21 protein-coding genes and 1 tRNA gene are annotated in these 24,167 nt (G+C 66.7%); 11 read left to right on the forward strand and 11 right to left on the reverse strand.

The features are described 5' to 3' along the window. The first annotated feature begins 141 nt into the window (after positions 1-141). Positions 142-843, forward strand: a complete 702-nt coding sequence (locus NUW50_RS16215; RefSeq protein ID WP_258290206.1) for an endonuclease/exonuclease/phosphatase family protein — start codon at positions 142-144, stop codon at positions 841-843. Between the two features lie 96 nt (positions 844-939). After that, a complete protein-coding gene (locus NUW50_RS16220; RefSeq protein WP_258290207.1) occupies positions 940-1,440 on the forward strand; it encodes an Lrp/AsnC family transcriptional regulator in 501 nt (166 codons plus the stop codon). Here the strand turns inward: NUW50_RS16220 and NUW50_RS16225 are convergent. Both NUW50_RS16225 and NUW50_RS16230 read right to left on the reverse strand, forming a co-directional pair. Further along, a complete protein-coding gene (locus tag NUW50_RS16225) occupies positions 1,437-2,231 on the reverse strand; it encodes a Hint domain-containing protein (RefSeq protein ID WP_258290208.1) in 795 nt (264 codons plus the stop codon). The genes NUW50_RS16220 and NUW50_RS16225 overlap by 4 nt on opposite strands. A 235-nt stretch (positions 2,232-2,466) precedes the next feature. Continuing rightward, entirely contained in the window at positions 2,467-2,724 is a 258-nt protein-coding gene (locus NUW50_RS16230) for a DUF167 domain-containing protein (RefSeq protein WP_258290209.1), read from the reverse strand. Positions 2,725-2,785: 61 nt separating this feature from the next. Between NUW50_RS16230 and NUW50_RS16235 the strand changes: the two genes are divergently transcribed. Continuing rightward, the gene (locus tag NUW50_RS16235) at positions 2,786-3,901 is read left to right on the forward strand and encodes a class II histone deacetylase (protein WP_258290210.1); all 1,116 of its coding nucleotides are present in this window, start codon (positions 2,786-2,788) and stop codon (positions 3,899-3,901) included. Positions 3,902-4,002: 101 nt separating this feature from the next. Then, positions 4,003-5,175, forward strand: a complete 1,173-nt coding sequence (locus tag NUW50_RS21455; protein ID WP_258290211.1) for an MFS transporter — start codon at positions 4,003-4,005, stop codon at positions 5,173-5,175. 9 nt (positions 5,176-5,184) lie between these two features. Here the strand turns inward: NUW50_RS21455 and NUW50_RS16245 are convergent, their stop codons facing one another. Further along, a complete protein-coding gene (locus tag NUW50_RS16245) occupies positions 5,185-6,348 on the reverse strand; it encodes an alpha-hydroxy acid oxidase (RefSeq protein ID WP_258290212.1) in 1,164 nt (387 codons plus the stop codon). A 145-nt stretch (positions 6,349-6,493) separates the two neighbouring features. Between NUW50_RS16245 and NUW50_RS16250 the strand changes: the two genes are divergently transcribed. Beyond that, on the forward strand, positions 6,494-6,679 hold the full coding sequence (locus NUW50_RS16250; protein ID WP_258290213.1) for a hypothetical protein: 186 nt from the start codon (positions 6,494-6,496) through the stop codon (positions 6,677-6,679). A gap of 210 nt (positions 6,680-6,889) precedes the next feature. Here NUW50_RS16250 and trpA read toward each other — a convergent pair whose 3' ends face one another. Together trpA and NUW50_RS16260 are read right to left on the reverse strand one after the other, a co-directional pair. Continuing rightward, positions 6,890-7,681, reverse strand: coding sequence for a tryptophan synthase subunit alpha (gene trpA, locus NUW50_RS16255; protein ID WP_258290214.1), 792 nt, complete (start codon positions 7,679-7,681; stop codon positions 6,890-6,892). 163 nt (positions 7,682-7,844) lie between these two features. Further along, a complete protein-coding gene (locus NUW50_RS16260; protein WP_258290215.1) occupies positions 7,845-8,267 on the reverse strand; it encodes a VOC family protein in 423 nt (140 codons plus the stop codon). A 143-nt stretch (positions 8,268-8,410) separates the two neighbouring features. On the opposite strand from NUW50_RS16260, the gene ychF reads away from it, so the two are divergent. Further along, positions 8,411-9,508 (forward strand): redox-regulated ATPase YchF, encoded by a 1,098-nt coding sequence (ychF, locus tag NUW50_RS16265; RefSeq protein WP_258290216.1) that lies wholly within the window; start codon positions 8,411-8,413, stop codon positions 9,506-9,508. Between the two features lie 110 nt (positions 9,509-9,618). Further along, positions 9,619-9,708: transfer RNA gene (locus NUW50_RS16270), tRNA-Ser, on the forward strand. Positions 9,709-10,024: 316 nt separating this feature from the next. On the opposite strand, the gene NUW50_RS16275 is transcribed toward NUW50_RS16270, so the two are convergent. The 3 genes from NUW50_RS16275 to NUW50_RS16285 are packed head-to-tail and all read right to left on the reverse strand — an operon-like array spanning position 10,025 to position 15,309. Beyond that, positions 10,025-11,350: an HlyD family type I secretion periplasmic adaptor subunit gene (locus NUW50_RS16275; RefSeq protein WP_258290217.1), complete on the reverse strand. Its 1,326-nt coding sequence runs from the start codon at positions 11,348-11,350 to the stop codon at positions 10,025-10,027. Continuing rightward, positions 11,347-13,500, reverse strand: a complete 2,154-nt coding sequence (locus tag NUW50_RS16280; RefSeq protein WP_258290218.1) for a type I secretion system permease/ATPase — start codon at positions 13,498-13,500, stop codon at positions 11,347-11,349. Before NUW50_RS16280 ends, NUW50_RS16275 begins: the two co-directional genes overlap by 4 nt. 6 nt (positions 13,501-13,506) lie before the next feature. After that, complete coding sequence (locus tag NUW50_RS16285; protein WP_258290219.1) at positions 13,507-15,309, reverse strand: hypothetical protein; 1,803 nt, start codon at positions 15,307-15,309, stop codon at positions 13,507-13,509. Positions 15,310-15,345: 36 nt separating this feature from the next. On the opposite strand from NUW50_RS16285, the gene NUW50_RS16290 reads away from it, so the two are divergent. Continuing rightward, a complete protein-coding gene (locus tag NUW50_RS16290; protein ID WP_258290220.1) occupies positions 15,346-15,690 on the forward strand; it encodes a hypothetical protein in 345 nt (114 codons plus the stop codon). Positions 15,691-15,730: 40 nt separating this feature from the next. Here NUW50_RS16290 and NUW50_RS16295 read toward each other — a convergent pair whose 3' ends face one another. Next, entirely contained in the window at positions 15,731-18,781 is a 3,051-nt protein-coding gene (locus NUW50_RS16295; protein ID WP_258290221.1) for a beta strand repeat-containing protein, read from the reverse strand. A gap of 585 nt (positions 18,782-19,366) precedes the next feature. On the opposite strand from NUW50_RS16295, the gene NUW50_RS16300 reads away from it, so the two are divergent. Both NUW50_RS16300 and NUW50_RS16305 read left to right on the forward strand, forming a co-directional pair. Then, entirely contained in the window at positions 19,367-20,071 is a 705-nt protein-coding gene (locus NUW50_RS16300) for a helix-turn-helix transcriptional regulator (RefSeq protein WP_258290222.1), read from the forward strand. Further along, the gene (locus tag NUW50_RS16305) at positions 20,047-20,580 is read left to right on the forward strand and encodes a hypothetical protein (RefSeq protein WP_258290223.1); all 534 of its coding nucleotides are present in this window, start codon (positions 20,047-20,049) and stop codon (positions 20,578-20,580) included. Before NUW50_RS16300 ends, NUW50_RS16305 begins: the two co-directional genes overlap by 25 nt. A gap of 155 nt (positions 20,581-20,735) precedes the next feature. Here the strand turns inward: NUW50_RS16305 and fcl are convergent, their stop codons facing one another. Both fcl and gmd read right to left on the reverse strand, forming a co-directional pair. Beyond that, on the reverse strand, positions 20,736-21,683 hold the full coding sequence (fcl, locus tag NUW50_RS16310; RefSeq protein WP_258290224.1) for a GDP-L-fucose synthase: 948 nt from the start codon (positions 21,681-21,683) through the stop codon (positions 20,736-20,738). Positions 21,684-21,693: 10 nt separating this feature from the next. Beyond that, a complete protein-coding gene (gmd, locus tag NUW50_RS16315) occupies positions 21,694-22,812 on the reverse strand; it encodes a GDP-mannose 4,6-dehydratase (protein WP_258290225.1) in 1,119 nt (372 codons plus the stop codon). A gap of 504 nt (positions 22,813-23,316) precedes the next feature. On the opposite strand from gmd, the gene NUW50_RS16320 reads away from it, so the two are divergent. Further along, positions 23,317-24,156 (forward strand): glycosyltransferase family 2 protein, encoded by an 840-nt coding sequence (locus NUW50_RS16320; protein WP_258290226.1) that lies wholly within the window; start codon positions 23,317-23,319, stop codon positions 24,154-24,156. Positions 24,157-24,167: the final 11 nt, after the last annotated feature.

The raw sequence follows: 24,167 nt of genomic DNA on the forward strand, positions 1-24,167 counted from the left end.
CGGGGGGCGTCGGGACAGAAATCGGGCCATGACACCAAGCTAGGGCGGCCGGGCCATGCCGACAAGGCAGCCCGGGCCGACCGTGAAGACATGGCGTCGCAGGGGCCTGCAAACCGGGGCCCGCGTGCTTATATTCAGGTGATGGATATCCGTCTTGCCAGCTACAACCTGCACAAGTGCCAGGGCACCGACCGCCGCCGCGACCCCGGGCGGGTGATCGACGTGCTCAATTCGGTCGAGGCCGATGTTCTGGCCTTGCAGGAGGTCGATCACCGGCTGGGCAACCGGCCCGAGGCGCTGCCGCGGCGGATGATCGAGGACAATACCGATTTCGAGGCCGTCGATCTGGCGCTGAGCCCGGCCAGTCTCGGCTGGCATGGCCAGACCCTGCTGCTGCGCAAGGGGGCCGAACTGCTTTCCGCCGACCGTCTGCACCTGCCGGGGCTGGAGCCGCGCGGCGCGGTGCTGGCGGAATTGACCCTGCCCGAGACCGGGCCGCTCCGGGTCGTCGGTGTGCACCTGGGGCTGATCCGGCGCTACCGGCTGAAGCAGCTTCGCGCGATCCGGGCGGCGCTGGAACGACGGGCGCCGATGCAGACGGTGATCCTGGGCGATTTCAACGAATGGTCGACGGATCGCGGGCTGGAGCCGCTGCACGACCTGTTCGAGGTCCATGCGCCGGGTCGGTCCTATCACGCCTCGCGTCCCGTCGCGGCGCTCGACCGCCTGGCGCTTGGCCAGGGGGTGGAACTGCGCGATGCCGGGGTCGTCGAGACCCAGTTGAGCCGCCTGGCGTCGGACCACCTGCCGGTCTGGGCGGATGTCGCGCTGAACGAAAACTGATTGCCGGCGTTATATTGTTGCGCTGATGCGAAACAGAATTGCGCCCCGTCAGGCGTTTCGGTAATAGTTGGAAAACTCTGGAATTGGGAGATGCCGGTGGCTGGCAGCAAACTCGACCCGATCGATCGGAAGATTCTTGCCGAACTTCAGGGCGACGGACGGATGACCAATGTCGAATTGGCCAGCCGGGTCGGGATTTCGGCACCGCCCTGCCTGCGGCGGGTGCGGACGCTGGAGGAATCCGGCTACATCCTGGGCTATCACGCCGACGTCAATCCGCGCGAACTGGGGTTCGAGGTACAGGTCTTCGCGATGGTCGGGTTGCAGAGCCAGGCCGAGGCCGACCTGAGCGCCTTCGAAAAGAAATGCGCCGACTGGCCTCTGGTCCGTGAATGCCACATGCTGAACGGCGAGGTCGATTTCATCCTGAAATGCGTGGCGCCGGATCTGTCCACCTTCCAGCGCTTCCTGACCGAGGAACTGACCTCGGCGCCCAATGTGGTGTCGGTCAAGACCTCGCTGGTGATCCGATGCGCCAAGGACGAGCCCGGCGTGCCCTTCGACGTGCTCGAGGACCGGCTGGCCAAGTCGGCCTAGGCCGTGGCGGCGAGGTCGTCGATCGCGTCCAGGCCGAGCCGCGGCAGGGCCAACGGACCAAAGTCCGACGGCTCGCGCAGATGGGGAAACAGGGACAGGAACAGGCGCAGCAGGTCGCCCGTCAGACCCTCGGGCAGGTGGCTGCCCGGGTGATAGGTCTCGACCGCCAGGCGGTTGACCTCGATCACCGAATGACTGTCCAGCGCCAGGTGATAGGCGGTGACCGAGGACATCGGGTTGATCTGGGTGACATGGACGCCGTCGGCGAAATCGGCGATCGGGACCAGCAGGTCCGGCCCGGTGCGCTGCGCCGCCAGCCGGGCGACGCGGTGGACCAGCCGGGCGCCAGAGCACAAGACAAGGTCCGGCGCCGGGCGCTGCGGCCCGAAGGCGTCGGCGCTGACCCGGAAGATGTCCGGGCCGCCGTCCTGCTTGAGATTGGCGGGCGGCAGGGTGATCCGGCCGATCCAGCGCACCGGCAGCGGCCCGAGACGGGTCTGGATCAGGGTGCCGGGCAGCAGATCCTCGATCGCGACTTCACCTGAAGGGGTGGCGATCAGGGCGCCGCGGGCGAAGGCGGTAAAGGCCGTCTCGAAGGCGGGCATCGCCGGGGCGACCTTGGTCAGCTCGGCCAGCGAGCCGTTGTGATCCTGCCACAGCACCTCATAGCGCCGGCTCGGCTGCATGATGCGGGCGGGGTGGCCTTGCGGCGTCACCGTCCAGGGCCGTGCCACCGGGGCATCGAGGCGAAGATTGGCAGCTTGGGAAGCGGGGCGGTGGGGATAGGTCATACGGGCGCGGTCCTTGGCGTTCACGCCTCTGCATCGGTCCCCACCGAAGGTCGCAGAGGAAAGTCTGTGCCGCTACAAAGACATGAAAACCGGGGTTCTGTCAAAGTTCTGGCGTGAAACGGCTTCGCCTGGTTAACAATCCCCGATCTGCGCCCGGTCTGTTTCCGCACCTGCGCGACTGCTGCCACAATTGCCGCGGCCCCGCCGATTCGCGTTCCCATGCGCCGGTTCCGGTCTATTCCGACAGTCGGAACACCTTGGTGCGCCCCTTGGCCCCGCGCAGAAGTTCCAGCCGCGAGGGCGCCACGCCCAGCCCCTTGGCAAGCAGCTTGGCGATTGCCGCATTGGCGCGGCCGCCTTCGGCGATCACGGTGACTTCGGCTTTCAGCCCTTGTTCGGTCATGCTCAGATGATTGCGCCGCGCCGCGGGGCGGGCGGTCACTTCGAGCGTTGCGCCCGGCTGGGCAAGATGGGCAAAGGGTGGCTGGGCCATCTTTCCGGACCCCCGGCTTACGGTCTAGGCTTCGCGGGAAACCTAAGGAGAGCCCGAGCAGATGACCACAGCCTTTTATCGCGACGAGCGGTGTTTCTGGCACGGCGGCGGAGACTATGTGCTGACCCTGCCGGTCGGCGGTCTGGTGCAGCCGGGCGGCGGCCTGCCGGAAAACCCCGAGACCAAGCGGCGGCTGTGGAACCTCATGCAGGTGAGCGGCCTGGCGGAGGACCTGGCGGTGCTCTCGGCGCCCGGGGCAACGCGCGAGGATCTGTTGCGGGTGCATCCCGGCAGCTATCTCGACGCCTTCAAGGCAATGTCCGACAGCGGCGGTGGCGAACTGGGTCTGCGCACGCCCTTCGGTCGGGGCGGTTACGAGATTGCCTGTCTTTCGGCCGGGCTGACCCTGGCCGCGGTGCGTGGCGTTCTGACGGGCAAGCATGCCAATGCCTATGCCCTGTCGCGGCCGCCGGGGCATCATTGCCTGCCCGACTGGCCGAACGGGTTCTGCCTGATGGCCAATATCGCCATCGCGGTCGAGGCGGCGCTGGCCGAGGGGTTGGCGGGCCGGGTGGCGGTGCTGGACTGGGACGTGCACCACGGGAACGGGACCGAGGCGATCTTCTACGAGCGGGCCGAGGTGCTGACGATCTCGTTGCATCAGGAGTGGAACTATCCGCTCGACACAGGCGCTTTTGCCGATCGGGGCAGGGGCGCCGGTGAGGGGGCCAACCTGAATGTGCCGCTGCCGCCGGGCACCGGGCACCGGGGCTATCTGGAGGCGATGGACCGGCTGGCGCTGCCGGTCCTTGCGGCTTTCCGGCCGGATCTGATCGTGGTGGCCTGCGGCTATGACGCCTCGGCGGTCGATCCGCTGGGCCGGATGCTGGCCAGCGCCGAGACCTTCCGGGTGCTGACCGCAAAGGTCAAGGACGCGGCGGCGCGGCTTTGCGGCGGCAAGCTGGTGCTGGTGCATGAGGGCGGCTATTCCGAGGCGCATGTGCCCTTCTGTGGCCATGCGGTGCTGGAGGAGCTGTCGGGCAGCACGCGCGCCGCGCCCGATCCGCTGGCCGAGACATTGGACAAACGGCAGCCGGGACCGGCCTTCGATGACTTCGTCTCGGGGCTGATCGGAGAGATGGAGTCGGCTCTGGCACTGCCCTGGGGTCGGCCCTGAGACTTGGCGCGAATTCCCCCGGTCAGAGACTGGTTTGGGCGCTAACATCAGGGCTATCGCAGGGCCGGTCGCGCGGATAGGTTGCCGGGGCCGAAATCGCCGTGGACCCTGATCCGATGATCGCCAATGCCTTCCGCCTGTCGCGCGCGCCGGTTGCCGCGCTGACTTCGATCGGGGTGATCTGGGGCGGTTTCGCAGGTGTGGTGCCCGACCTGAAAACCGCTGTCGGCGCCTCGGAGGCGGAACTGGGCATGGCGCTGCTGGGGTCGGCGATCGGGGCCATGGTGTCGATGTATCTGGCGCCGCGGCTGATGCAGGCCCTGGGACGCCGGGCGCTGCCCCTGCTGGGGCTGGCCCTGACCGCGGCGGTCTTCTACCCGTTCCTGGCGCCATCGGTCGGGGCGCTGGCGCTGGCGATGTTCGCCATGGGGGCCTCGGTCTCGATGCTGGACATCACCGCCAATGTGCGGATCTCGGGGCTGGAGAGTCGCCACGGCCTGCATCTGATGAACCTGAATCACGCGATGTTCTCGGTCGGTTTCGCCGGGGCGGCGCTGGTCACCGGGCTGGCGCGGAAGGCCGGACTGGGGCCCTGGGACATCCAGCCCTGGCTGGCGTTGCTCTGCCTGGGGCTGACGGTCGTGATGTGGGAGGGCGCGGGCAGGCTGAGCCCCGCCGAACCGCAGGCCGAGACGGTGCCGGCCGGCTTGCCCTGGATGGCGATCCTTCTGACCGGGGCGATCCTGTTTGCGGGCTTCGTCGGCGAGAACGCAACCGAGGCCTGGTCGGCGCTGCATATCGAGCAGACATTGGGCGCCCCGGCCGGGCAGGGCAGCTTCGGCCCCTTCGGCCTGGGGGTGACCATGGCGGTCGGGCGGTTCTCAGGGCAGTTCGTGGCCAGCCGGATCGGCGAGGCGCGGCTGATCCTGGTCTCGGCCCTGCTGGGCGTCGTCGGGGCGCTGACCCTGGCGCTGGCACCGGTGCCGGGGGTGGCCTTTGTCGGGGTCGGCCTGATCGGGCTGGGGATGGCGGTGATCGTGCCTTCGGTGAACTCGATCCTGGGCCGGGCGGTCCGCGAAGAGGCCCGCGCCGTGGCGATCAGCCGGGCCTGGATGATCGGGATGATCGGCTTCTTCCTGGGCCCGGCCATGATGGGCGGGGTGGCCGAGCTGACCAGCCTGCGCTGGTCCTTCGCCGTGGTGGCGCTGGTCGTGGCCGGGATCGTTCCGGCGGTGCGGATGCTGGACCGGCGGGTCCGGGCGGCGCGGGGCTGAGCCGGGGGCTCAGGCCCAGCGGCCTTCGAAATCCTCGGGCACCAGCAGGATCGAGCGGTCGACCTCGTCGATCCGGCGATGGCCGCAGAGCGCCATGCTCAGGTCCATTTCCCTGGCGATGACCTCGAGCGCCCGGGTCACCCCGGCCTCGCCCATCGCGCCGAGCCCGTGAATGTAGGCCCGCCCGATCATCGTTCCGGTCGCGCCCATGGCCAGCGCCTTGAGCACGTCCTGACCCGAGCGGATACCACTGTCGAGCCAGACCTCGGCCTGATCACCGACTGCCTTGACGATCGAGGGCAGCATCCGGATCGAGGAGAGTGCTCCGTCGAGCTGCCGGCCGCCGTGGTTCGAGACCAGGATCGCATCGGCGCCCAGATCGACGCCGCGGCGGGCATCGTCCGGGTCGAGTATGCCCTTGAGGATCAGCTTGCCGCCCCACATTTCCTTGATCCGGGCGATCTTGTCCCAGTCGAGACGCGGGTCGAACTGCTCGTTGGTCCATGCGCCCAGCGAAGACAGGTCCCCGACGCCCTTGGCGTGGCCGACGATATTGCCGAAGGTCCGGCGTTTGGTTCCCAGCATGCCCAGCCCCCATCTCCAGCGGGTCGCCAGATCGGCAATCATCTGCGGCGTCAGCTTCGGCGGGGCGGACAGCCGGTTCTTGAGGTCCTTGTGGCGCTGGCCCAGCAGTTGCAGGTCGAGCGTCAGCACCAGCGCCGAGACATTGGCGGCCTTGGCGCGGGCGATGATGCCCTCGAGAAACTCCTGGTCGCGCATGACGTAGAGCTGGAACCAGAACGGGTGCGGCTGCTGGCTCGAGACATCCTCGATCGAGCAGATCGACATGGTCGAGAGCGTGAAGGGCACGCCGAAGTTCCCGGCGGCGCGGGCGGCCAGAATCTCGCCATCGGCATGCTGCATGCCTGTCAGCCCGACCGGGGCGAGCGCCACCGGCATCGCGACATCCTGGCCGATCATCTTGGAAGCCAGCGAACGTTCGGACATGTCCACCGCGACCTTCTGGCGGAAGCGGAGCTTCTGGAAGTCGGTGGTGTTCTCGCGGAAGGTCTGTTCGGTCCACGAGCCGCTTTCGCAGTAGTCGTAGAACATCTTCGGAACCCGCCTCCGGTGCAGGCGTTTCAGATCGTCGATGCAGGTGATGACTGGCATTCGTGGGCCTCCTGCGCGTTTGCTAGCAACCCGGACGGGGAGCTGCAATCCGGGGGCGATGCGGATTTCTGCGGCGCCGTGAAAATGTATATACAAGTGATATTCAACGCAGTTACGATGCAGGGGCCCCGAATGAGGCTGCGACATGACCGAAAAGAAGAAGTCCAGGAAGAAGGCGCTGAAGGACAGCCAGTTGATCATCAGGATCGCCGGATCGGAGCGGGACCGCTTCGTCTCGCTCTGTGACAGGCTGGACACCAGCGCCGCGCGGGAGGTTCGGCGGTTCATCCGCGAGTTTCTCCGGGATCATGAAGAGCCGTCGAACGGGTAGAAACCCCAAGACCCAGGAGAAAGACCCATGGCCAAGAAATCTGTCGTCAAGTCGCTGAAGAAGGAAGTCAAGAAGCGCAAGGGGAAGGTCGCGCGCCAGCTCCGCAAGCTGAAGGCGGCCAAGAAGGCGCTGAAGAAAGCCGCCTGATCCAGAGGGATCGCGTGCAGGGGGTCGGCCTTCGGGCCGGCCCCTTTCCATGTCGGGGGCGGCTCAGGCCCGATGGGCGCCGTCGGCGAGGCTCTTGACGAAGGCCAGCACCTCTTCCGGCCTGTCGCCCCGGCTGATCCGCTCGACAATGGCGGAGCCGACGACGCAGCCGTCGGCAATCGAGGCGATGGACCGGGCCGCTTCCGGGGTCTTGATGCCGAATCCGACCACGATCGGCAGATCGGTGTGGGCCTTGATCCGGGCGACTTCCGGCCCGACATCGCCGGCCACGGCCTCGGCGGCGCCGGTGATGCCGGTGATCGAGACGTAGTAGACGAAGCCCGAGGTGTTCTGCAGCACCTTTGGCAAGCGCGCGTCATCGGTCGTCGGGGTCGCGAGCCGGATGAAGTTCAGCCCCGCGGCCTGTGCCGGGATGCAGAGCTCGTCATCCTCTTCGGGGGGCAGATCGACGATGATGAGCCCGTCGATCCCGGCCTCGTGCGCCTGTTCGAGGAACTTCGGCACCCCGCGCGAGAAGATCGGGTTGTAATAGCCCATCAGCACGATCGGCGTGGTGCTGTCGGATGTGCGGAAGCTGCGCACCATGTCGAGCGTGCGGTCCAGCGTCATGCCGCCGTCCAGCGCCCGTTGCCCGGCCTTCTGGATCACCGGGCCGTCGGCCATCGGATCGGTGAAGGGCAGGCCCAGTTCGATCACGTCGACTCCGGCATCGGGCAGGCCCCGCATCACCGCCAGCGAGGTTTCGACGTCCGGGTCGCCCGCCATCATGTAGGAGACAAAGCCCTTGCGGCCCTCGGCCCGCAGCCGGGCGAAGCAGGTGTCGATCCGGGTCATTCATCCCTCCGTTGCCGCGTTGCGGTCAGGTCGGGGCAGGGAATGCGTCAGGTGGCGGCGAAAAGCAATCCCGGGCAGGCACGCGGAGGGGAGTTTGCGCCAAAAATCCGGGCCTTGCGGGGACATGACGCCGGCAGGGAGCCGCAGGTGGTCCCCGGCGGCGTCATGCCTTCGGATCGGTCATGACCATCCAGCGGATGCCGAACCGGTCGGTGAGGGTGCCGAAGAGCGGCGCGAAGAAGGCGGGTTCGAGCGGCATCCGCGCCTCGCCGCCCTCGGCCAGCGCGTCGTAGACCCGGCGGGTTTCGGCCTCGGTCGGGAAGGAGAGCGAAATGGATGCCCCGGCCATCGGCTGTGCGTCGGTCCCGCCCATGTCGTCGGCGGCAAAGACCCAGCCGTCCCCGATCTTGACCGCCGAATGCATCACCGAACTGTCGGGCAGCGGCGGCATCTGCGACCGGACATCCGGCGGCATCGAGGCGACGGTGAGGATCTCCAGCGAATCCTCGGTGCCGAACAGCCCGGCATAAGTCGTCATCGCCTCGGCGCAGGTGCCGTTGAAGAAGAGGTAGGGAGTCGGTTGCATGGAGTCCTCCTGATTATGTTCATATCAATATAATGCGACCCGACCGGCCCCGGTCAACCGTTGCCTTGGGCCGGGGCCAAGCCTTGCTTGCAGCCGGGGCAGGGCCTGCGTAGAAGGCGGCGAATGCTGCAAAGGGGGCCGGGATGGGTTTCAAGATGGGGATCGTCGGGTTGCCGAATGTCGGCAAGTCCACGCTGTTCAATGCGCTGACCCGCACCGCCGCGGCGCAGGCGGCGAATTTCCCGTTCTGCACGATCGAACCGAATGTCGGCGAGGTCGCGGTGCCGGACGCCCGGCTCGACCGGCTGGCCGAGGCTGCCGGCTCGAAGCAGGTCATCCCGACCCGGATGACCTTCGTCGATATCGCGGGGCTGGTGAAGGGCGCATCGCGCGGGGAAGGGCTGGGCAACCAGTTCCTCGCCAACATCCGCGAATGCGATGCCATCGCCCATGTGCTGCGCTGCTTCGAGGACGGCGACATCACCCATGTCGAGGGCCGGATCGATCCGGCCTCGGATGCCGACATCATCGAGACCGAACTGATGCTTGCCGATCTGGAATCGGTCGAGAAGCGGCTGGCCAACCTGTCGCGCAAGGTGCGTGGCGGCGACAAGGAGGCCGTCACCCAGGAGCGGCTGCTGAAATCCGCCGCCGAGGCGCTGGAGGCCGGCAAGCCGGCCCGCAGCGTCGCGGTGCCCGAAGAGGATGCCAAGGCCTGGCGGATGCTGCAGCTGATCACCGCCAAGCCGGTGCTCTATGTGCTGAACGTGGCCGAGGCGGATGCCGCCACCGGCAACGAATACTCGGCCCGGATGGCAGAGAAGGCCGCCGCCGAAGGCGCCGCGACGGTGCTGATCTCGGCCCGGATCGAAGAAGAAATCTCGCAGCTCGGTGACGAGGACGCCGCGATGTTCCTCGACGAGATGGGCCTGGAAGAGCCGGGCCTCGACCGGCTGATCCGTGCCGGATACAAGCTGCTGGGCCTGCAGACCTATTTCACCGTCGGCCCGAAGGAAGCCCGGGCCTGGACGATCCCGGAAGGCACCCTTGCACCGCAGGCGGCGGGGGTGATCCATGGCGATTTCGAACGCGGCTTCATCCGGGCCGAGACGATCGCCTATGACGATTTCGTCACCCTCGGCGGCGAGACCGCGGCCAAGGAGGCCGGCAAGATGCGGGTCGAAGGCAAGAGCTATGTGGTCCGGGACGGCGACGTGATGCATTTCCTGTTCTCGGGCTGAGGCCGGCGGGCGCCGGAGGCCCGGTTTCGGCAGCCTTCCGCATGGAAATGCCCCCCGACGCCCTCATCCGCCCCTTGCTTCGCCATTCCAGCGTCGCTAAACGGGTCGGCGGAGTGGTGGCCGAGTGGTCGAAGGCACACCCCTGCTAAGGGTGCAGACCGGAAACGGTCTCGAGGGTTCGAATCCCTTCCACTCCGCCACCACATAACATGTTGATAGCGAAGAGTTTTTTTGTTCTTCACATTCCGGCGCAACGGCGGTCGGTGCACCGGGCGCCGGAATCGACGTCTGGCGAAATCGAAACACGTCGCGCACGGCTTGATCAAATTTCCGACGGCGCTTCGAATGCGCTCCCGCGAAAATCAGGCGCAATCGGTGGCATTTGTATTGCCGACCATTTCAAGGAAGGCTGCAAATCTGTCCCGAATGCCTGCGATGACCCGCAAACCCGGGTCGGTTCATTCCCCGTGGGTGCAGCGATCGGGTTTCGGCGGTGACGCCGGATTCGACCGGGGCTTAGCGTTCATGAAATGCGCGGCCCATGCTGTCGCGGATCGGCTTCACCAGGTACTGGACGAAGGTGCGCTCGCCGGTGCGGATCATCACTTCGGCCGGCATGCCCGGCAGCGGCTTGAACTGCGGCATCTGATCCAGTGCGCGTGGGTCGAGGGCGACGCGGGCGATGTAGACCTCGCGCGTTATGCCGTCGCTGCGGTCCGTAACGGCGTCGGCCGAGACATATTCGACCCGCCCGCTCAGGATCGGCGTCACCCGCTGGTTCAGGGCCGTCAGCCGGATCGAGGCCGGTTGTCCCGGGCGCACGCTGTCGATGTCGGTGCGAAGCACGGCCACCTCGATGATCAGCGGCACGTCTTCGGGCAGGATCTCGACAATGGGCTTGCCGCTTTCGATCACCCCGCCGGGCGTATGGTAGAAGAGCCGCACGATGGTGCCCGATACCGGCGCCGCCACCACCGAGCGCGACAGCACGTCCTTGGCCCGGGTCTCCTGCTCGCGGATCGAGTCGAGCTCGGCCTGGATTCCCTGCAGCTCGCGCAGGGCGCCCTGGCGCCGTTCCTCGCGTGCCTGCTCGATCTCGGTCTCGTAGCGCTGCATGACCTCGGCCATCTCGGCGATCTCGGCCTGCAACCGGCCGATCTCGCCGACTGCCTCGACAAGGGCGCGATGGTTTGCGCTGACTTCATTCTGTCGCATCAGGCCGGCCGCCAGCAGGGCCTCGCGTGTCTCGAGCTCTTCGCTCAGGCTGGCGGCCTGATCGCTGTAGGACCGGACCAGCCCTTCGTAGCCCGCCGTGCGGATGTGCAATGCCTTGATGTTGCTGGCCAGCAGGGCGATGTCTCGTTCCAGCGCCGCCTTCGCCACCTCGAAGGTCAGCCGCTGGCTGTCGATGATCGACCTGATGTCGGGGTCCTCCGCCTCGGCCAGGATATGCGCCGGAAGCGTGAGTGCGTCGGCCTCGGAGTTGACCGCGCGCAGCCGCGCCTCGATGGCTTCGAGCCGGATCCGGCGCAGGTAGATTTCGCGCAGATTGGCCTGGGCCGCCGTGCGGTCGAGTTCCAGCAGGGCATCGCCGGCCTCGACCCGGTCGCCTTCCGAGACCGGGATGGCGCGGATGATGCCGCCCTCGAGATGCTGCACCACCTTGTTCTGCCCGGTCGCGACGAAGTTCCCGTGCGAGATCACGGCCGCCGCCAGCGGTGCACGAAATGCCCAGGCGCCGAAGCCGCCGAAGGACACTAGCATCAGCAGCGCACTGAACAGGACCAGCGGCCGGATCGAGCGTGGCACCGCGCTGTACCATTCGGTTCTGTCCTTCGTCATGCCTCGCCTCCGTGCAGCCGCCCGCGGCCTTTCGCACTGAAGTCCTGCAGTTTCCGCAGCACCTCGGTCCGCTCGCCGAACAGCGCCACGGTGCCGTCGTTGAGCAGCATGATCTTGTCGACCTCCTGCAGCAGCGCCGGTTTCTGGGTGATCACCACCACGGTGATCTTGTGGTCCCGCGCATGGCGGATCGCCCGGGCCAGTGCCCGGTCGCCGGATGTGTCCAGGTTCGAATTCGGCTCGTCCAGCACCACCATGGTCGGGCTGCCGAAGAAGGCGCGGGCCAGGGCGATGCGCTGCTTCTGCCCGCCCGAGAGCGGCGCGCCGTCGGCAGCCACCATCGTCTCGTAGCCATGGGGCAGGCCGGCGATCATGTCGTGCACATCGGCCAGGACGGCGGCGGTGTGAATCTGCGCGTCGGTCGCGTCCTCGCGCATGCGGCCGATATTCTGCTTGATCGTGCCCGGAAACAGCTGCACGTCCTGCGGCAGGTATCCGATGTTTTCACCGAACTGGCGCGGGTCCCAGTTGCGGATGTCCATCAGGTCCAGCCGCACGTTGCCCGAGGTGGGCAGGATCGATCCGACCAGCATCTTTCCCAACGTGCTCTTTCCGGCGCCGGAATTGCCGATCACCGCCAGCACCTCGCCCGGCGCCAGGGCGAAGGAAATGCCGTTCAGCACCACCTGCTTGGTGCCGCCGGGAACATAGAGCAGCCGCTCGACATCCAGCCTGCCGGTGGGATGCGGCAGCCAGAGCCGCTCGAACTGGTATTTCGAGTTGGTCAGGAGCTGCCGAACCCGGGCATGGGACCCGCGCGAGATCAGAAAGGCGTGCCAGCCCTCGATCGAACCTTCGATCGGTGCCAGCGCGCGGCCGGCGATGATCGAGGCGGCAATGACCATCCCGCCGGTGATCTCGCCGTCGATGGCCAGCTTGGCGCCCCAGCCGAGCAGCGCGATCTGGGTCAGAAGACGGGTTGCCCGCGACAGCGCCGCGAAGGCGATGTTGCGGTCCTGCGCCCGCACCTGCGAGGTCAGCGAGGCGGCCGTGTCGCGGCCCCAGATCGTCACCGCCTCGGGGATCATCGCCATGGCGTTGATGATCTGGCTGTTGCGCGACATCGAGTCGACATGCTGGTTGGCCTTGGACTGCGCCAGATTGGCCTCGCCGAAAAGGCGTTCGGTGGCTTTCTGATTGACCAGGGCGATTATCAGCAGCGCCAGGGCGGTGGTCCCGACGATGAGGCCCAGATGCGGGTGCACCATGAACACGGCAAACAGCAGCAGGGGGGCAAAGGGCACGTCGAGAAACGACATCAGCGTGCCCGAGGTCAGGAAGCCGCGCAGCTGCTGCAGGTCGCCCAGCGTCTGGTATTCCCGTCCGGTGCCGTGCAGCGAGGCATGGGCCGCGGCGCTCAGGATCGGTGCGCCGAGCCGGGCGGCAAGCTCGACCGCGGTGCGCAGCAGCATCATCCGGCGGATTCCGTCCAGCACCGCCTGCAGGATCACCGCGCCGATCATCACCAGCGTCAGCATGATCAGGGTATCGACTGACCGGCTGGTCAGCACCCGGTCGGAGATCTGGAACAGGTAGACCGGGATCGCCAGCACCAGCAGGTTGGTGGCGCAGGTCAGCACCAGCACGGCGAGAAGGTTGCGCTTGACCGCGGTGAGTCCCGTCTTGAGGCTGTGGGCGAAGTCCTGCGGCCCCTGCCGACGGTGGAACCGGCCGCCGCGCCCGCCGCCCGAACCGTCGCCGCCGCCCGCCGGCGGCTCGCGGCGCCGGATCGGCTCGTTGGCCCGGGCCTGGATGGTCTCGCCCAGCCTGTCCCCGGACGATGCCAGCCGCGCCGTCGCGGCTCGGCGCGACACGAAACGGGCGTCCTCGCCGGGTGGCGGTGAACCGGGGAATCCCCTGTCGGATCGGGGGGCTTCGGAGCGCGTGGTTCCGACGGGCCCGGTCCCGGTTTCTGCCGGTGCCGCCGAACCCGTGTCCATGGTCGCTTGCCCCGTTTCGGCCTGTGCCGTTTCGGCCGGTTTCACCCGTGGCGCCCGCACGGCATCGCCGGTGACGCGCTGGTCGGCGGTCAGCAACAGCGGCAGGCGCCGCAAGGGCCGGGGGTGGTCTTCGTCCAGCGAGTCCTTCATTTGCCCTCAACCCGTGACTGTCTGCATGACATCGGCACTCGGCATCCCGTCGATGACCTGTTGCGAGATGTGCTCCTCCATCTCTGCCGCCTTGGCGATCATGTCCTCGGCCAGGAAGGCGACCGCTTCCGAGGCAAGGGCCACCTGCGCGAAGACGCCCGCGGGCATTGCATCGGTGTCGATCAGCCCGGCCTGATGGATCATCTCGTCGCTGTAGGAGTCCCCCTTCACGAAGACGTCCGAATCCATCCCGCGCTCGGTCAGCGAAGCGGCATTCAGCAGCGCGTTCGCGCCGGCCGATATCTCCAGCTGTCCGGTCGCGACCTGCTCGGCCGCCGCCGCCATCGCATCGGCCACCGACATCGCGATCTGGTCGGCGTCGCCGACGACATTGCGCTGTTCGATGACGGTCGCCTGGTAGAGGTCGCCCTGCACCACCAGCACCGCGAGATTGCCGAGACCGTCGAATGCCCCGCCCGAGACCTCGGCGGCATCGAAGCTGCGCCCGCCTTCGACAAGCCGCTCGGCCAGCGCCGTCATCTTCTCCGACGCCGTCTCGATCCGGTCCTCGCCGACCCGCGAGATCACGGCACGGTTCATGGCCAGGTTGTCCGCGCCCAGCGTCTGCGCCCCGCCGCCGGTGGCGATCACGTCGTCGTCCAGCAGGACATTCTGCTGGCTGATGCTGATGACTTGCGAATAGTCACCCGCCACCACGATCACGTCGTATTGCTGGTTGAACGCCTGTATCTCGGCAAGGTTGCTCAGCCTGTTGGCCCCCGCCGTCAGTTCGGTGGTCGTCGCGGTCAGCGTGACCGAGATGCGGTCGAAATCCTCGATGTAGTTGGTCTGGACGATGTCGATCAGCTGAGTCAGGTCGCCGTCGATCTCGGTCACCGACCAACCAGTCGCCGGCCCGTCCGGTCTGGCGGACGGTGCCGAGGAGGAACCGATCTCGGCCCCGTTCAGTGCGACGCTGGCTGGATCGGTCTGACCGCTGCCGAAGTCCCGGTCCGAGATGAGGTTGATCTGGCTGATCGCCGTCAGGTCCAGGTGATCGCCCATCACCAGGATCGTCGGCGCATCGACCGGCCGCAGATAGAGATAGGACTCGTTGATCGCCAGGTTCTCGCCGGTCGTGAGCTGGTGGCCCTCGGGATGTGGCGCGGCTGTCGCGGCAGCGGTTTCGGCGGCGGCGCGGCCACCACCATGCGCGTCGGAAAGGACAGAGCCGATCACCACCGGGGCCGGATCGTCCGGTTCGGCCGCGACCGTGGCCGAGGCCGGCGGGCCGGACTCAGCCGGGTCGTCCGCGCCCGGGTCAGGCGACGACTGGTCGGGATCGGCGGGGGCGGTCGTATTCTCGCCCGCCGCTTCGTCCAACTCGAGTCGCGCGGCCAAAGCCTCTGGCAGGCTGTCGCGGAAATCGGGCACCGCCTCGGCCGATACGCCATCGACCAGCGGCCCCGATATCGCCTCGCCGCGCAGCACGGTCACCGCGGCGCCGGGCAACTCGGGTATCGGCGCCTCGGCCATCTGCCGGGCCAGGTCGGACCCCAGTTCGGCCAGTGACCCGGCCATTGAAATCGGCACCGTCGTGAAGGGGACCAGCATCCCGGCCGTGCCGGCCATGGTGGAAAGCGCGTCGGCCAGCACCTCGGGTGCCACGAAACCGGCCGTCGCCATGTCGCCCACGACGTCGTTGTCGGCCAGGTGATTGGCCTGCCGCAGCACCGCCCCGATGCTCGCCGGCGGCGGCAGCAGATATGACGTGGTGGCCATCTGCGGCTGGTTCGCCGCGTGACTCATGGCCGGACCGTTCGTGCTGCCCAGGATCAGGTTCTGATGGATGCCGCCGTTCACGCCAGATGCGGTCGCAGCGTGGAATGGCGGCGCGGAGGGGGTGTGGCCTTCCAGCGGCCGGGACAGGGCAATATTCAGGTGCGGATCATAGCCCTGGAGCTGGTGCGAACTGGGGTGCGCGATGGTCACAGGCGCCAGCTGCGGGTGCTCGGGGTCGGGCTGGTCGGGTTGAGAAAAGCGATTGTAGGTAAACCGGAAACGTCCGTCTTCTGCGCTCAACTCGAACAAGCCAACGAAATGGGCGATTGCCTCGGTTGTGCGATCAAATGGAATCATCAAGAAGTCCCTTCGCTGGTGGCCAGCATGATTTTCCGGGCAGTCCGATGAAGGCCCGGGGCCGGCGAACCGGCCCCGGGATTTGCACCGATCAGGCGCTGTCGCTGCTGTCGTCGCCGACGTAGGTGGAGCTCATCGATCCGCCGACCACGGTCATGTCGACCGAGTTGCCGAGCACGTTGGCCCCCATCACGATGCTCTGGTTGAACGCCGTGGTGTCGATCGCCGCGGCCGCAGAGGCATAGGACGAGCCGTCGACATAGCCGTCGTCGCCGTTGCCCGAGCCCCACTGGCCAAGATCGCCGCCCATGCCGCCGTCGCCGTTGGTGGCGGTGCCGCCCATGCCGGCGATGGCATCGCCGATATCGATCGCGCCGCCGGTAGCGGTGCCGCCGCCGGCCAGTCCGCCTTCACCGCCGGCCGCCATCGACTCGCCGCCCGAGCCACCGGCGCCACCCGTTGCGGTGCCGCCGCCGGTCCCGTTCGCGGTATTGCTCGACGAGGTGTCCGAGCTTGCCGCGCCGCCGTAGCCGGCGATGGCGTCGGCCATGCCCTCGCCCGAGGCGGTGGTCATCGACTCCGAGACCATGTCGGCCAGCCCGCCGTAGCCCGAGTCGGCTTCGGCATCGCCGGTGCCCGAACTGGAGGTGTCGGTGTCGTTCTGGGCCCATGCCTCGCCCGAGCTACCGCCCAGCGAGTCGGCCTGGCCCGCACCACTGCCGTTGGCAGCCGAGTCCGAGGCCGCATCGGCGTCGCCGCCCATGCCGCCCAGGGCTTCCGAGGTGCCGGTACCGGTGCCGTCGGCCGCCGAATCCGACATCGCGTCGGCGGTGCCGCCCGCGCCGCCGTCCGAATCGGCCGAGCCGGTCCCCGTGCCCATCGCATCGGCGGCCGAGTCGAGGTCGGACGCGCCGCTGCGGCCGCCGGTGGCGACCCCGCTGCCCGAGCCGGTTCCGGTGGCGTCGGCGTCATTGGCGGCGTCGTTGCTGCCGCCCATGCCCGCCGCCGCGGTTCCGGTGCCGGTGCCGCGACCATCTGCATCCGAGGTGGCGTCGGCATCGTTCGAGCCGCCTTCGCCACCGGTCGATGTGCCGGTTCCGGTGCCGGTGCCATCGGCCCGGGACGTGCCGTCGAGGGCGTTGGAACCGCCTCCGCCATTGCCGCTGTCGGCGCTGCTGGTCCCGGTGCCGTCAGCGTCCGACGACGAGTCGGCATCGTTCGCGCCGCCCGCGCCTCCGGTCGAGGTGCCGGTTCCCGTGCCGGTGCCGGAGCCCGCCGCCGGGCCCGAGGCGGCGGTGCCTGCGGCGCCGTTGCCGCCTTCGGCATTGCCGAGCCCGATGCCCGCGCCGAGCGCGTTCGCATCGTCGGCCTCGGCGTCGGCATCGCCCCGGCCGCTTTCCTCGACTTCGGCCTCCGACTCGGCCTCTGCCGCGCCAAGCCCGGCGCCAAGCGCCCCGGCATTGCCGCCGTCACCGCCGTCGCCGTCGGCCTCGCTCTCGCCTTCTCCGAGTCCCAGGCCGCCGCCAAGCGCTGCCGAGTCGCCGCCGTCGGCATCCTCGGCCTCGGCTTCGGAACCGGCGAGACCGGCCCCTAGCGCTGCGCTCTCGGCTTCGCTGTCACCGCCCTCGGCGTCGTCGGCCTCGTTCTCGGTCTCGGCGCCGGCAGCACCGATCCCGGCGCCAAGCGCACCCGAGTCACCGCCGTCGGCATCCTCGGCCTCGGCATCCGACTCGCTGCCCGCGGCCCCGATGCCGGCACCCAGGGCCCCGGCGTCACCGCCGTTGGCATCCTCCGCCTCGGCCTCGGACTCACTGTCCGCGGCCCCGATCCCGGCGCCGAATGCACCCGCGTCTCCACCGTCACCGGTTTCCGACTCCGAGTCGGATTCGGCCCCGGCTGCGCCGATGCCCGCGCCCAGTGCGCCGGAATCGCCACCGTCAGCGTCGCCGCCATCGGATTCGGATTCGGCCTCGGCAGCACCGATCCCCGCTCCGATCGAGCCGGCATCGCCGCCATCGGCATCGCCGCCATCGGACTCGGCTTCGGATTCGGCTGCCCCGATCCCGGCGCCGAGCGCCGCGGAATCGCCACCGTCGCCGGATTCACCCTCGGCTTCGCTGTCGACATCGCTGGCGCCAAGACCGATGCCAAGCGCACCGGCGTCGCCGCTGTCGCCGCCTTCGGCCTCGCCGTCGGATTCGCTGGCGCCCAGGCCAAGACCGACGCCCAATGCGCCGCCGTCGCCACCGTCGCCACCGTCGGTCTCGCTGTCGGCTTCCGAGCCGCCGATGCCCAGACCGACGCCCAGCTGTGCCGTGTCGCCGGAATCGCCACCGTCACCGGTTTCCGAATCCGCTTCGCCGCCATCGCCGGACTCGCCGCCCTCGGCCGCCGCAAAGCCGCCCAGGCCGGTGCCGCCCTTGGCGTCGCCACCATCAGCATCGGCGTGGTCGCCGCCATTGCCGCCTTCCGAGCGTGCATCGATGCCCGGGCCGGCTTCCGCCTTGCCGCCGGAGGCACGACCGTTGGCCTCGAAGGTGGCGTCATTCCTCACCGACGCGTTTTCCAGCGTGTCGTTGTCGTCGAGCGTCGATGTCTGCACGTTGACGAAGCCGAAATTGTTGCCGGAGCCGCTCAGCGAACCGTCGAGCGCGCCGCTCACGTCAATGTCGAGATCGTCGCCGGGATCGAAGTCGACGTCGCCCTTGGCAAGCACGACGTTGCCCTCGTTGTCCTCTTCAACCTCGACATCGCCGAATCCGTCATAGGACGGGTCGTAGCCTTCGAGATCGACATCTACGTCCACTTCGACATCGACATCGACATCCGAGTCATTGCTGCTCTCGGTCTTCGTCTCGGTCTTTGTCCGGGTGTCGGTATCGGTTTCCGTGTCGGTCTTTGTTCCGGTCTTCGTCTCGCTCTCGCTCTCGGTGTCGGTCTTGCTTCTTGAAGATGTGTCGGTTTCCGTGCCGCTGGAATTGGTATTCTCGTTCGAGTTCTCGTTGCCATTCCATTGGCCCTGTCCCTGACCTTGAGCTTGGAGACCAAGCTGCGCCTGGCCCTGTCCCTGATCCTGGTCCTGATCCTGGTCCTGTTCCTGATCGGAGAGGGCGAAGAGATGATTGTGATGACGTTGCGACATGATAGCTACTCCCAGCTAGACGCCCGTGTGCCGCAACTCTGATCAATGCGGTCATGGCGGGCGTATGTCAGATTGAGATTTCGGATTCGCGGGGCAGCCGCGGTAATCCCGGGGCCCCCTCGGATCGTGAACGCCGGCGATGTCCCCCCTTTCCTTGGGCGGGCCGCCGGTGTCGATCCGGCGTCTTCGCGGTGTGGAATGTCGCCCCGCCCGTTCCGCCAAGCAGGACGATGCTGGCAGCGATGTCGGAGTCGGCCTATTCGCAAGAAGACCTATCGGAACTAGTCCCCCGGCCGGGATCTCCGGGCGTTCGCGAGAAAAAAATATTGCAATGGCGCGACAAGAGCGCAAGATTTGGTGAAGGAAGGCCGGGCTCCCGGGGGAGGGTAGGGCTAGATCTACATCCTATTGGCTATAGGCCCGTGGATAATTTGAGTTACCCTTGAATGATTCCTTTTTAACTTCCGGGATGCCGCATTTTCGGCATTCGTTTTCCGGTCTGGGCGGGCAGGGCAGTTCTTGTTCAAGCAGTTGAGGCATAGTCGAGTGCGAAGTCTTTTGTAGTTGTGGGTTGGGTGGTGAATCATGGGGGGACAATGGAGCGGTCTCGACGGGGCCGGGCAGCTGGCCGGTTTCGAGGGATGCGCAACGGTCATGCTCATGGGAAGTCGGTTCCGGTTCTCGGATCGATTCCTGCGGGTGACGAATGCCGAATTCGAGGGAGTGCGCTTTCTGCGCGTCGGCTCGTTGGACGAGCTCTCTGCGCTGGCACGAGTCGAGGAATTCGATCTGGTCGTTTTCGAGTGTGCCAGGCCGGATGACCTGGCGCTGCGTCTCGACGGGTTTCTCGCGGCGGCCGGGTCGGCGCAGATCGCGCTGACCTATCCCGACGACAGGTCGGCACAGCGCATGGCGCATTTTCTGCTCAAGCAACGGAAACTGCGCCAGATCGGGCTCTGGCCGGCCGAGGCCGGTCTCGAGACCTGGTGGGCACTGGTCCGCCTGCTACTCGCCGGCCGAACCTATCACCCGTCCTGCATCTTCGACGTGTTGCAGAACGGCGCGCAGGACCAGTCGGCCGCACTGGAGGAGGGTCTCGGCGCCGGGCTCACCGTGCGCGAGATCGAGGTGTTGCACCAGCTCTCGAAGGGCGCCAGCAACAAGCTGATCGCCCGCGATCTGGATATCTCCGAGCACACGGTCAAGCTCCACGTCCATCACATCATGCGCAAGGTCGAAGTCTGCAACCGCACGGAGGCCGCGAATTGGTACATGCAGCTCCAGAGATAGCCGGCGGCGCCGCGCCGCGCCCGCTTCAGGCCCGTTTCGACGAGCTGATGCTGCTGCTCGGGCGGCTGAACTATACCTGGACCAATACCGAGAGCCTTCTGATCCATCTCATCGCCGGACTGGCGCGGGTCGAGAAGGACACCGCGGTGGTCATCTTCCTGACCCTGAATGCCACGCGGGGGCGGCTGGACCTGGTCGAAAGGCTCGCCAAGGCCGAACGGGTTCCGGTCGAAGAACGCGCGCGGGTGCTCTCGGTCACCGGCGCACTCGGCCGGCTCTCGGGGCTCCGTAACCGGTTCAATCACTGCATCTATTCGGTCGATACGGACAGTGGCGGCATGCAGTCGATCCTGATGCGCATTTCGGACCGCAAGGATGGCATCCGCATGGGGCAGGTCACCGATCTCGGCGAGGCCGGCCTGGTCAAGATCCGCGCAGCGACCGAGGAGCTTTCGGCCCTGAACAACGAGATTTGGGCGCTGGTCTTCGATTTCGACTACCCGCGCTGAGGCGCTGTTCAGGGAAGGCGGCGCTCAGGGCCGGCCGCGTCGCGGGGCTTGTCGTTGCGCCTTCCCCCCAAGACGCCCTTCCGTTCCTTCGCAAGGATCGCGCGGAACAGGGTCTCCCTCTGCCAAAGAGCGGAGCGGACCGCACCTGTGGATCATCACCCGCGATCGGCCTGCGTCAGGTACCAGGCATAGGTTTCACGGATGCCCTCTTCGAGCCCGGTCCTGGCCCGCCAGCCCAGTCTTGCCAGCCGGCTCACGTCCATCAGCTTGCGAGGGGTGCCGTCCGGCTTGCTGGTGTCGAAACGGATTCGGCCCCGGAAGCCGGTTACCCTTGCCACCGTCTCGGCGAGGTCGCGGATCGTCACATCGGTGCCGGAGCCCACGTTGATGTGGCTCTGCATCGGTTCGGTCTCGCGCAGGTAGGTTTCGCGATCGAGGTCCATCACGAAGAGCGAGGCCTCGGCCATGTCGTCGACATGCAGGAATTCGCGCATCGGCGTGCCACTGCCCCAGACCACGACCTCTTCCGAACCGTCGCGGGCGGCCTCGTGGAACCTGCGGATCAGGGCCGGCAGCACATGCGAGGTCTCCGGATGAAAGTTGTCGCCCGGACCGTAGAGGTTGGTCGGCATCACGCTTCGGTAATCGGTGCCGTGCTGGCGGTTGTAGCTCTCGCACAGCTTGATCCCGGCGATCTTGGCGATCGCATAGGGCTCGTTGGTGGGTTCCAGCGGGCCGGTCAGCAAGGCGTCCTCGCGCATCGGCTGTTCGGCCAGCCTGGGATAGATGCAGGACGACCCCAGAAACAGAAGCTTCCGCACGCCGGCCTGAAAGGCCTGGTGGATCACATTGGCCTCGATCATCAGGTTGTCGTAGATGAAATCCGCCGGATAGGTGTTGTTGGCCATGATGCCGCCCACCCTGGCGGCGGCAAGGATCACCTGGTCCGGCTTCTCGGCCTGCAGAAAGTCCCGCACCGCGGCCTGGTCGGTCAGGTCGAGTTCGGCATGGGTTCGGGTGAGGGTTTCCAGCCCGCGTGCCTCAAGCTTGCGCAAGATTGCGCCGCCGACCATGCCTCGGTGGCCCGCAACATAGGTCTTCATCTGGTTCCCCTCAGGTCTCGAATGCCACGGGCAGATCGAGCCCGTGTGTCTTCAGCAGTGCATGGCGTTTGGCCGCATTCAGGTCGGCGGCGACCATCTCGGCGCACATCTCGCGGGCACTGATCTCGGGCACCCAGCCCAGTTGTTCGCGGGCCTTGGTCGGATCGCCCAGCAGGGTCTCGACCTCGGCGGGGCGGAAATAGCGCGGGTCGATCCGCAGGACCACATCGCCGGGCTTCAGCGCCGGCGCATCGTTGCCGGTCACCGACTCGACGATCCCGACCTCGTCCGGGCCTTCGCCTTCGAAGCGCAGGGTCAGCCCCAGGTCTTCGGCCGCCCAGGTGATGAAGGTGCGCACCGAATACTGCTTGCCGGTGGCGATGACGTAGTCCTCGGGCCTGTCCTGCTGCAGCATCATCCACTGCATCCGCACATAGTCCCTGGCATGGCCCCAGTCGCGCAGCGCGTCGATATTGCCCATGTGCAGGCAGTCCTCGAGCCCCTGGGCGATGTTGGCCAGGCCGCGGGTGATCTTTCGGGTCACGAAGGTCTCGCCCCGGCGCGGACTCTCGTGGTTGAACAGGATGCCGTTGCAGGCATGAAGCCCGTAGGCTTCGCGGTAGTTTACCGTGATCCAGTAGGCATACATCTTGGCCACCGCATAGGGGCTGCGGGGATGGAACGGCGTGGTTTCGCGTTGCGGGGTTTCCTGCACCAGCCCGTAGAGTTCCGAGGTCGAGGCCTGGTAGAAGCGGGTCTTCTGCTCCAGCCCCAGAAATCGGATCGCCTCCAGCAGCCGCAGGGTGCCGAGCGCATCGACATCGGCGGTGTATTCCGGAGCCTCGAAGCTGACGGCGACATGGGACTGGGCGCCGAGGTTGTAGACCTCGTCCGGCTGGACCTCGCGCATGATGCGGATGAGGTTCGAACTGTCGCTCAGATCGCCGTAGTGCAGTAGGAAACGGGCATTGTCGATATGCGGGTCCTGGTAGATGTGATCGACCCGCTGGGTATTGAACAGCGAGGCACGACGCTTGATCCCGTGTACCTCATAGCCCTTCTCCAGCAGGAATTCAGCCAGATACGACCCGTCCTGCCCGGTGATGCCGGTGATGAGCGCTTTCTTCATGGCCGTCACTTTCTCATGTCCGAGCGAAATCCGCACTGCAATTTCGACACTGTTGGATGCCCATGGAGCTCTCGCAATTCGATCCGGCGGAGTATTCCCCCCAATACATCGCCCCGTGATCCGGAACGCAAGGATCGCGCCCTGGATCGCTCGTAAATCGCGCCTTTCGTGGCACGACATTGGGCACAGGCGTCCAAAGAAAGCTTGGAGAGCACGAAATTCGCAATGGCGGGTCGGCAGGCGCCCGGTAACTCTTCCCGCCAATTGCCGACGTCAACCACTATTACCTGACCTTCCATCGAAGAACCGGATATCTCGGCCATTTTCCGGCCTCCCAAGCTGGGTCATCGGCGGATTCCTGATCTAATTCAGCTGGCCCTCCCGAGACCTTGACTCCGGAAATCAGCCGCGGACATAAGGCGGCGCTCCGCCGGTTGCTCTACGAACTGCGTCTGGTTTCCGACCGAGGGCTGTCTGAAATGGCAACAAGGGCATCTACACGACATGGTGCGGTTTTCGGTCATCACGGCCACCTACAATCTGATTGATTGCGATCGCATAGACAGCTTCCGGAAGGCGGTTGCCTCGGTCAGGGCTCAGACCCATGCCGACATCGAGCATATCGTGGTTGACGGCGCTTCGACGGATGGAACTGCCGAGCTTCTGAACCGGATGTTCGCAGACGGGGAATTCGACATCCTGATCTCGGAACCCGATCAGGGAGTCTATGATGCGATGAACCGCGGGGTGGACGCGGCGAGCGGCGATTTCGTTCTCTTTCTCAACTCTGACGATTCCTATCATGACCCGAACGGGCTGTCGGATCTGGCCCGGCACTCCGCCGCGGATTTCATTGCCAGCCCGGTCGTCACCCGAAGCGAACGGGGTGACAGGATTCTTGCCGTCAGCAAGGGCTTTGCAAGAGTGCTGCTGACGATGCCGTTCAATCATCAGGGTCTCGCGGTGCGTCGCGAGTTGTTCCACCGGCTCGACGGCTTCGATCTGGCGTTCAGGATCGGGGCGGATTACGACTTCATCCTTCGGATGCTGATGTCGGGGGCCAGAGGGGCGCGGACCTGCAAGCCTTTCGTGACCTATCTTGAAGGGGGGCTATCGTCGGACAGGACGCGCGCTATGGCCGACGGCGTAGCGGTCTGGCTGAAAAACTACTCGGCACATGCCGACCTTTCCCGCGCGGAATGGGAAAGCGCGATGGCCCGCCGAATTGTCCCGGTGAAACTCTGTCGTGCGATGCTCCTGGACGCCAGCCTGCCGTTTGTCATTCGGCGCAGCGCCCTGGTGCAGCTGGGACGTGCAATGCTCAAGGGCAGCGGCAACCCCTGATTCAGGGACGG

Origin of the sequence: Frigidibacter sp. ROC022 (assembly GCF_024723735.1) — a bacterium.
Taxonomy (GTDB): Bacteria; Pseudomonadota; Alphaproteobacteria; order Rhodobacterales; family Rhodobacteraceae; genus SLM-1.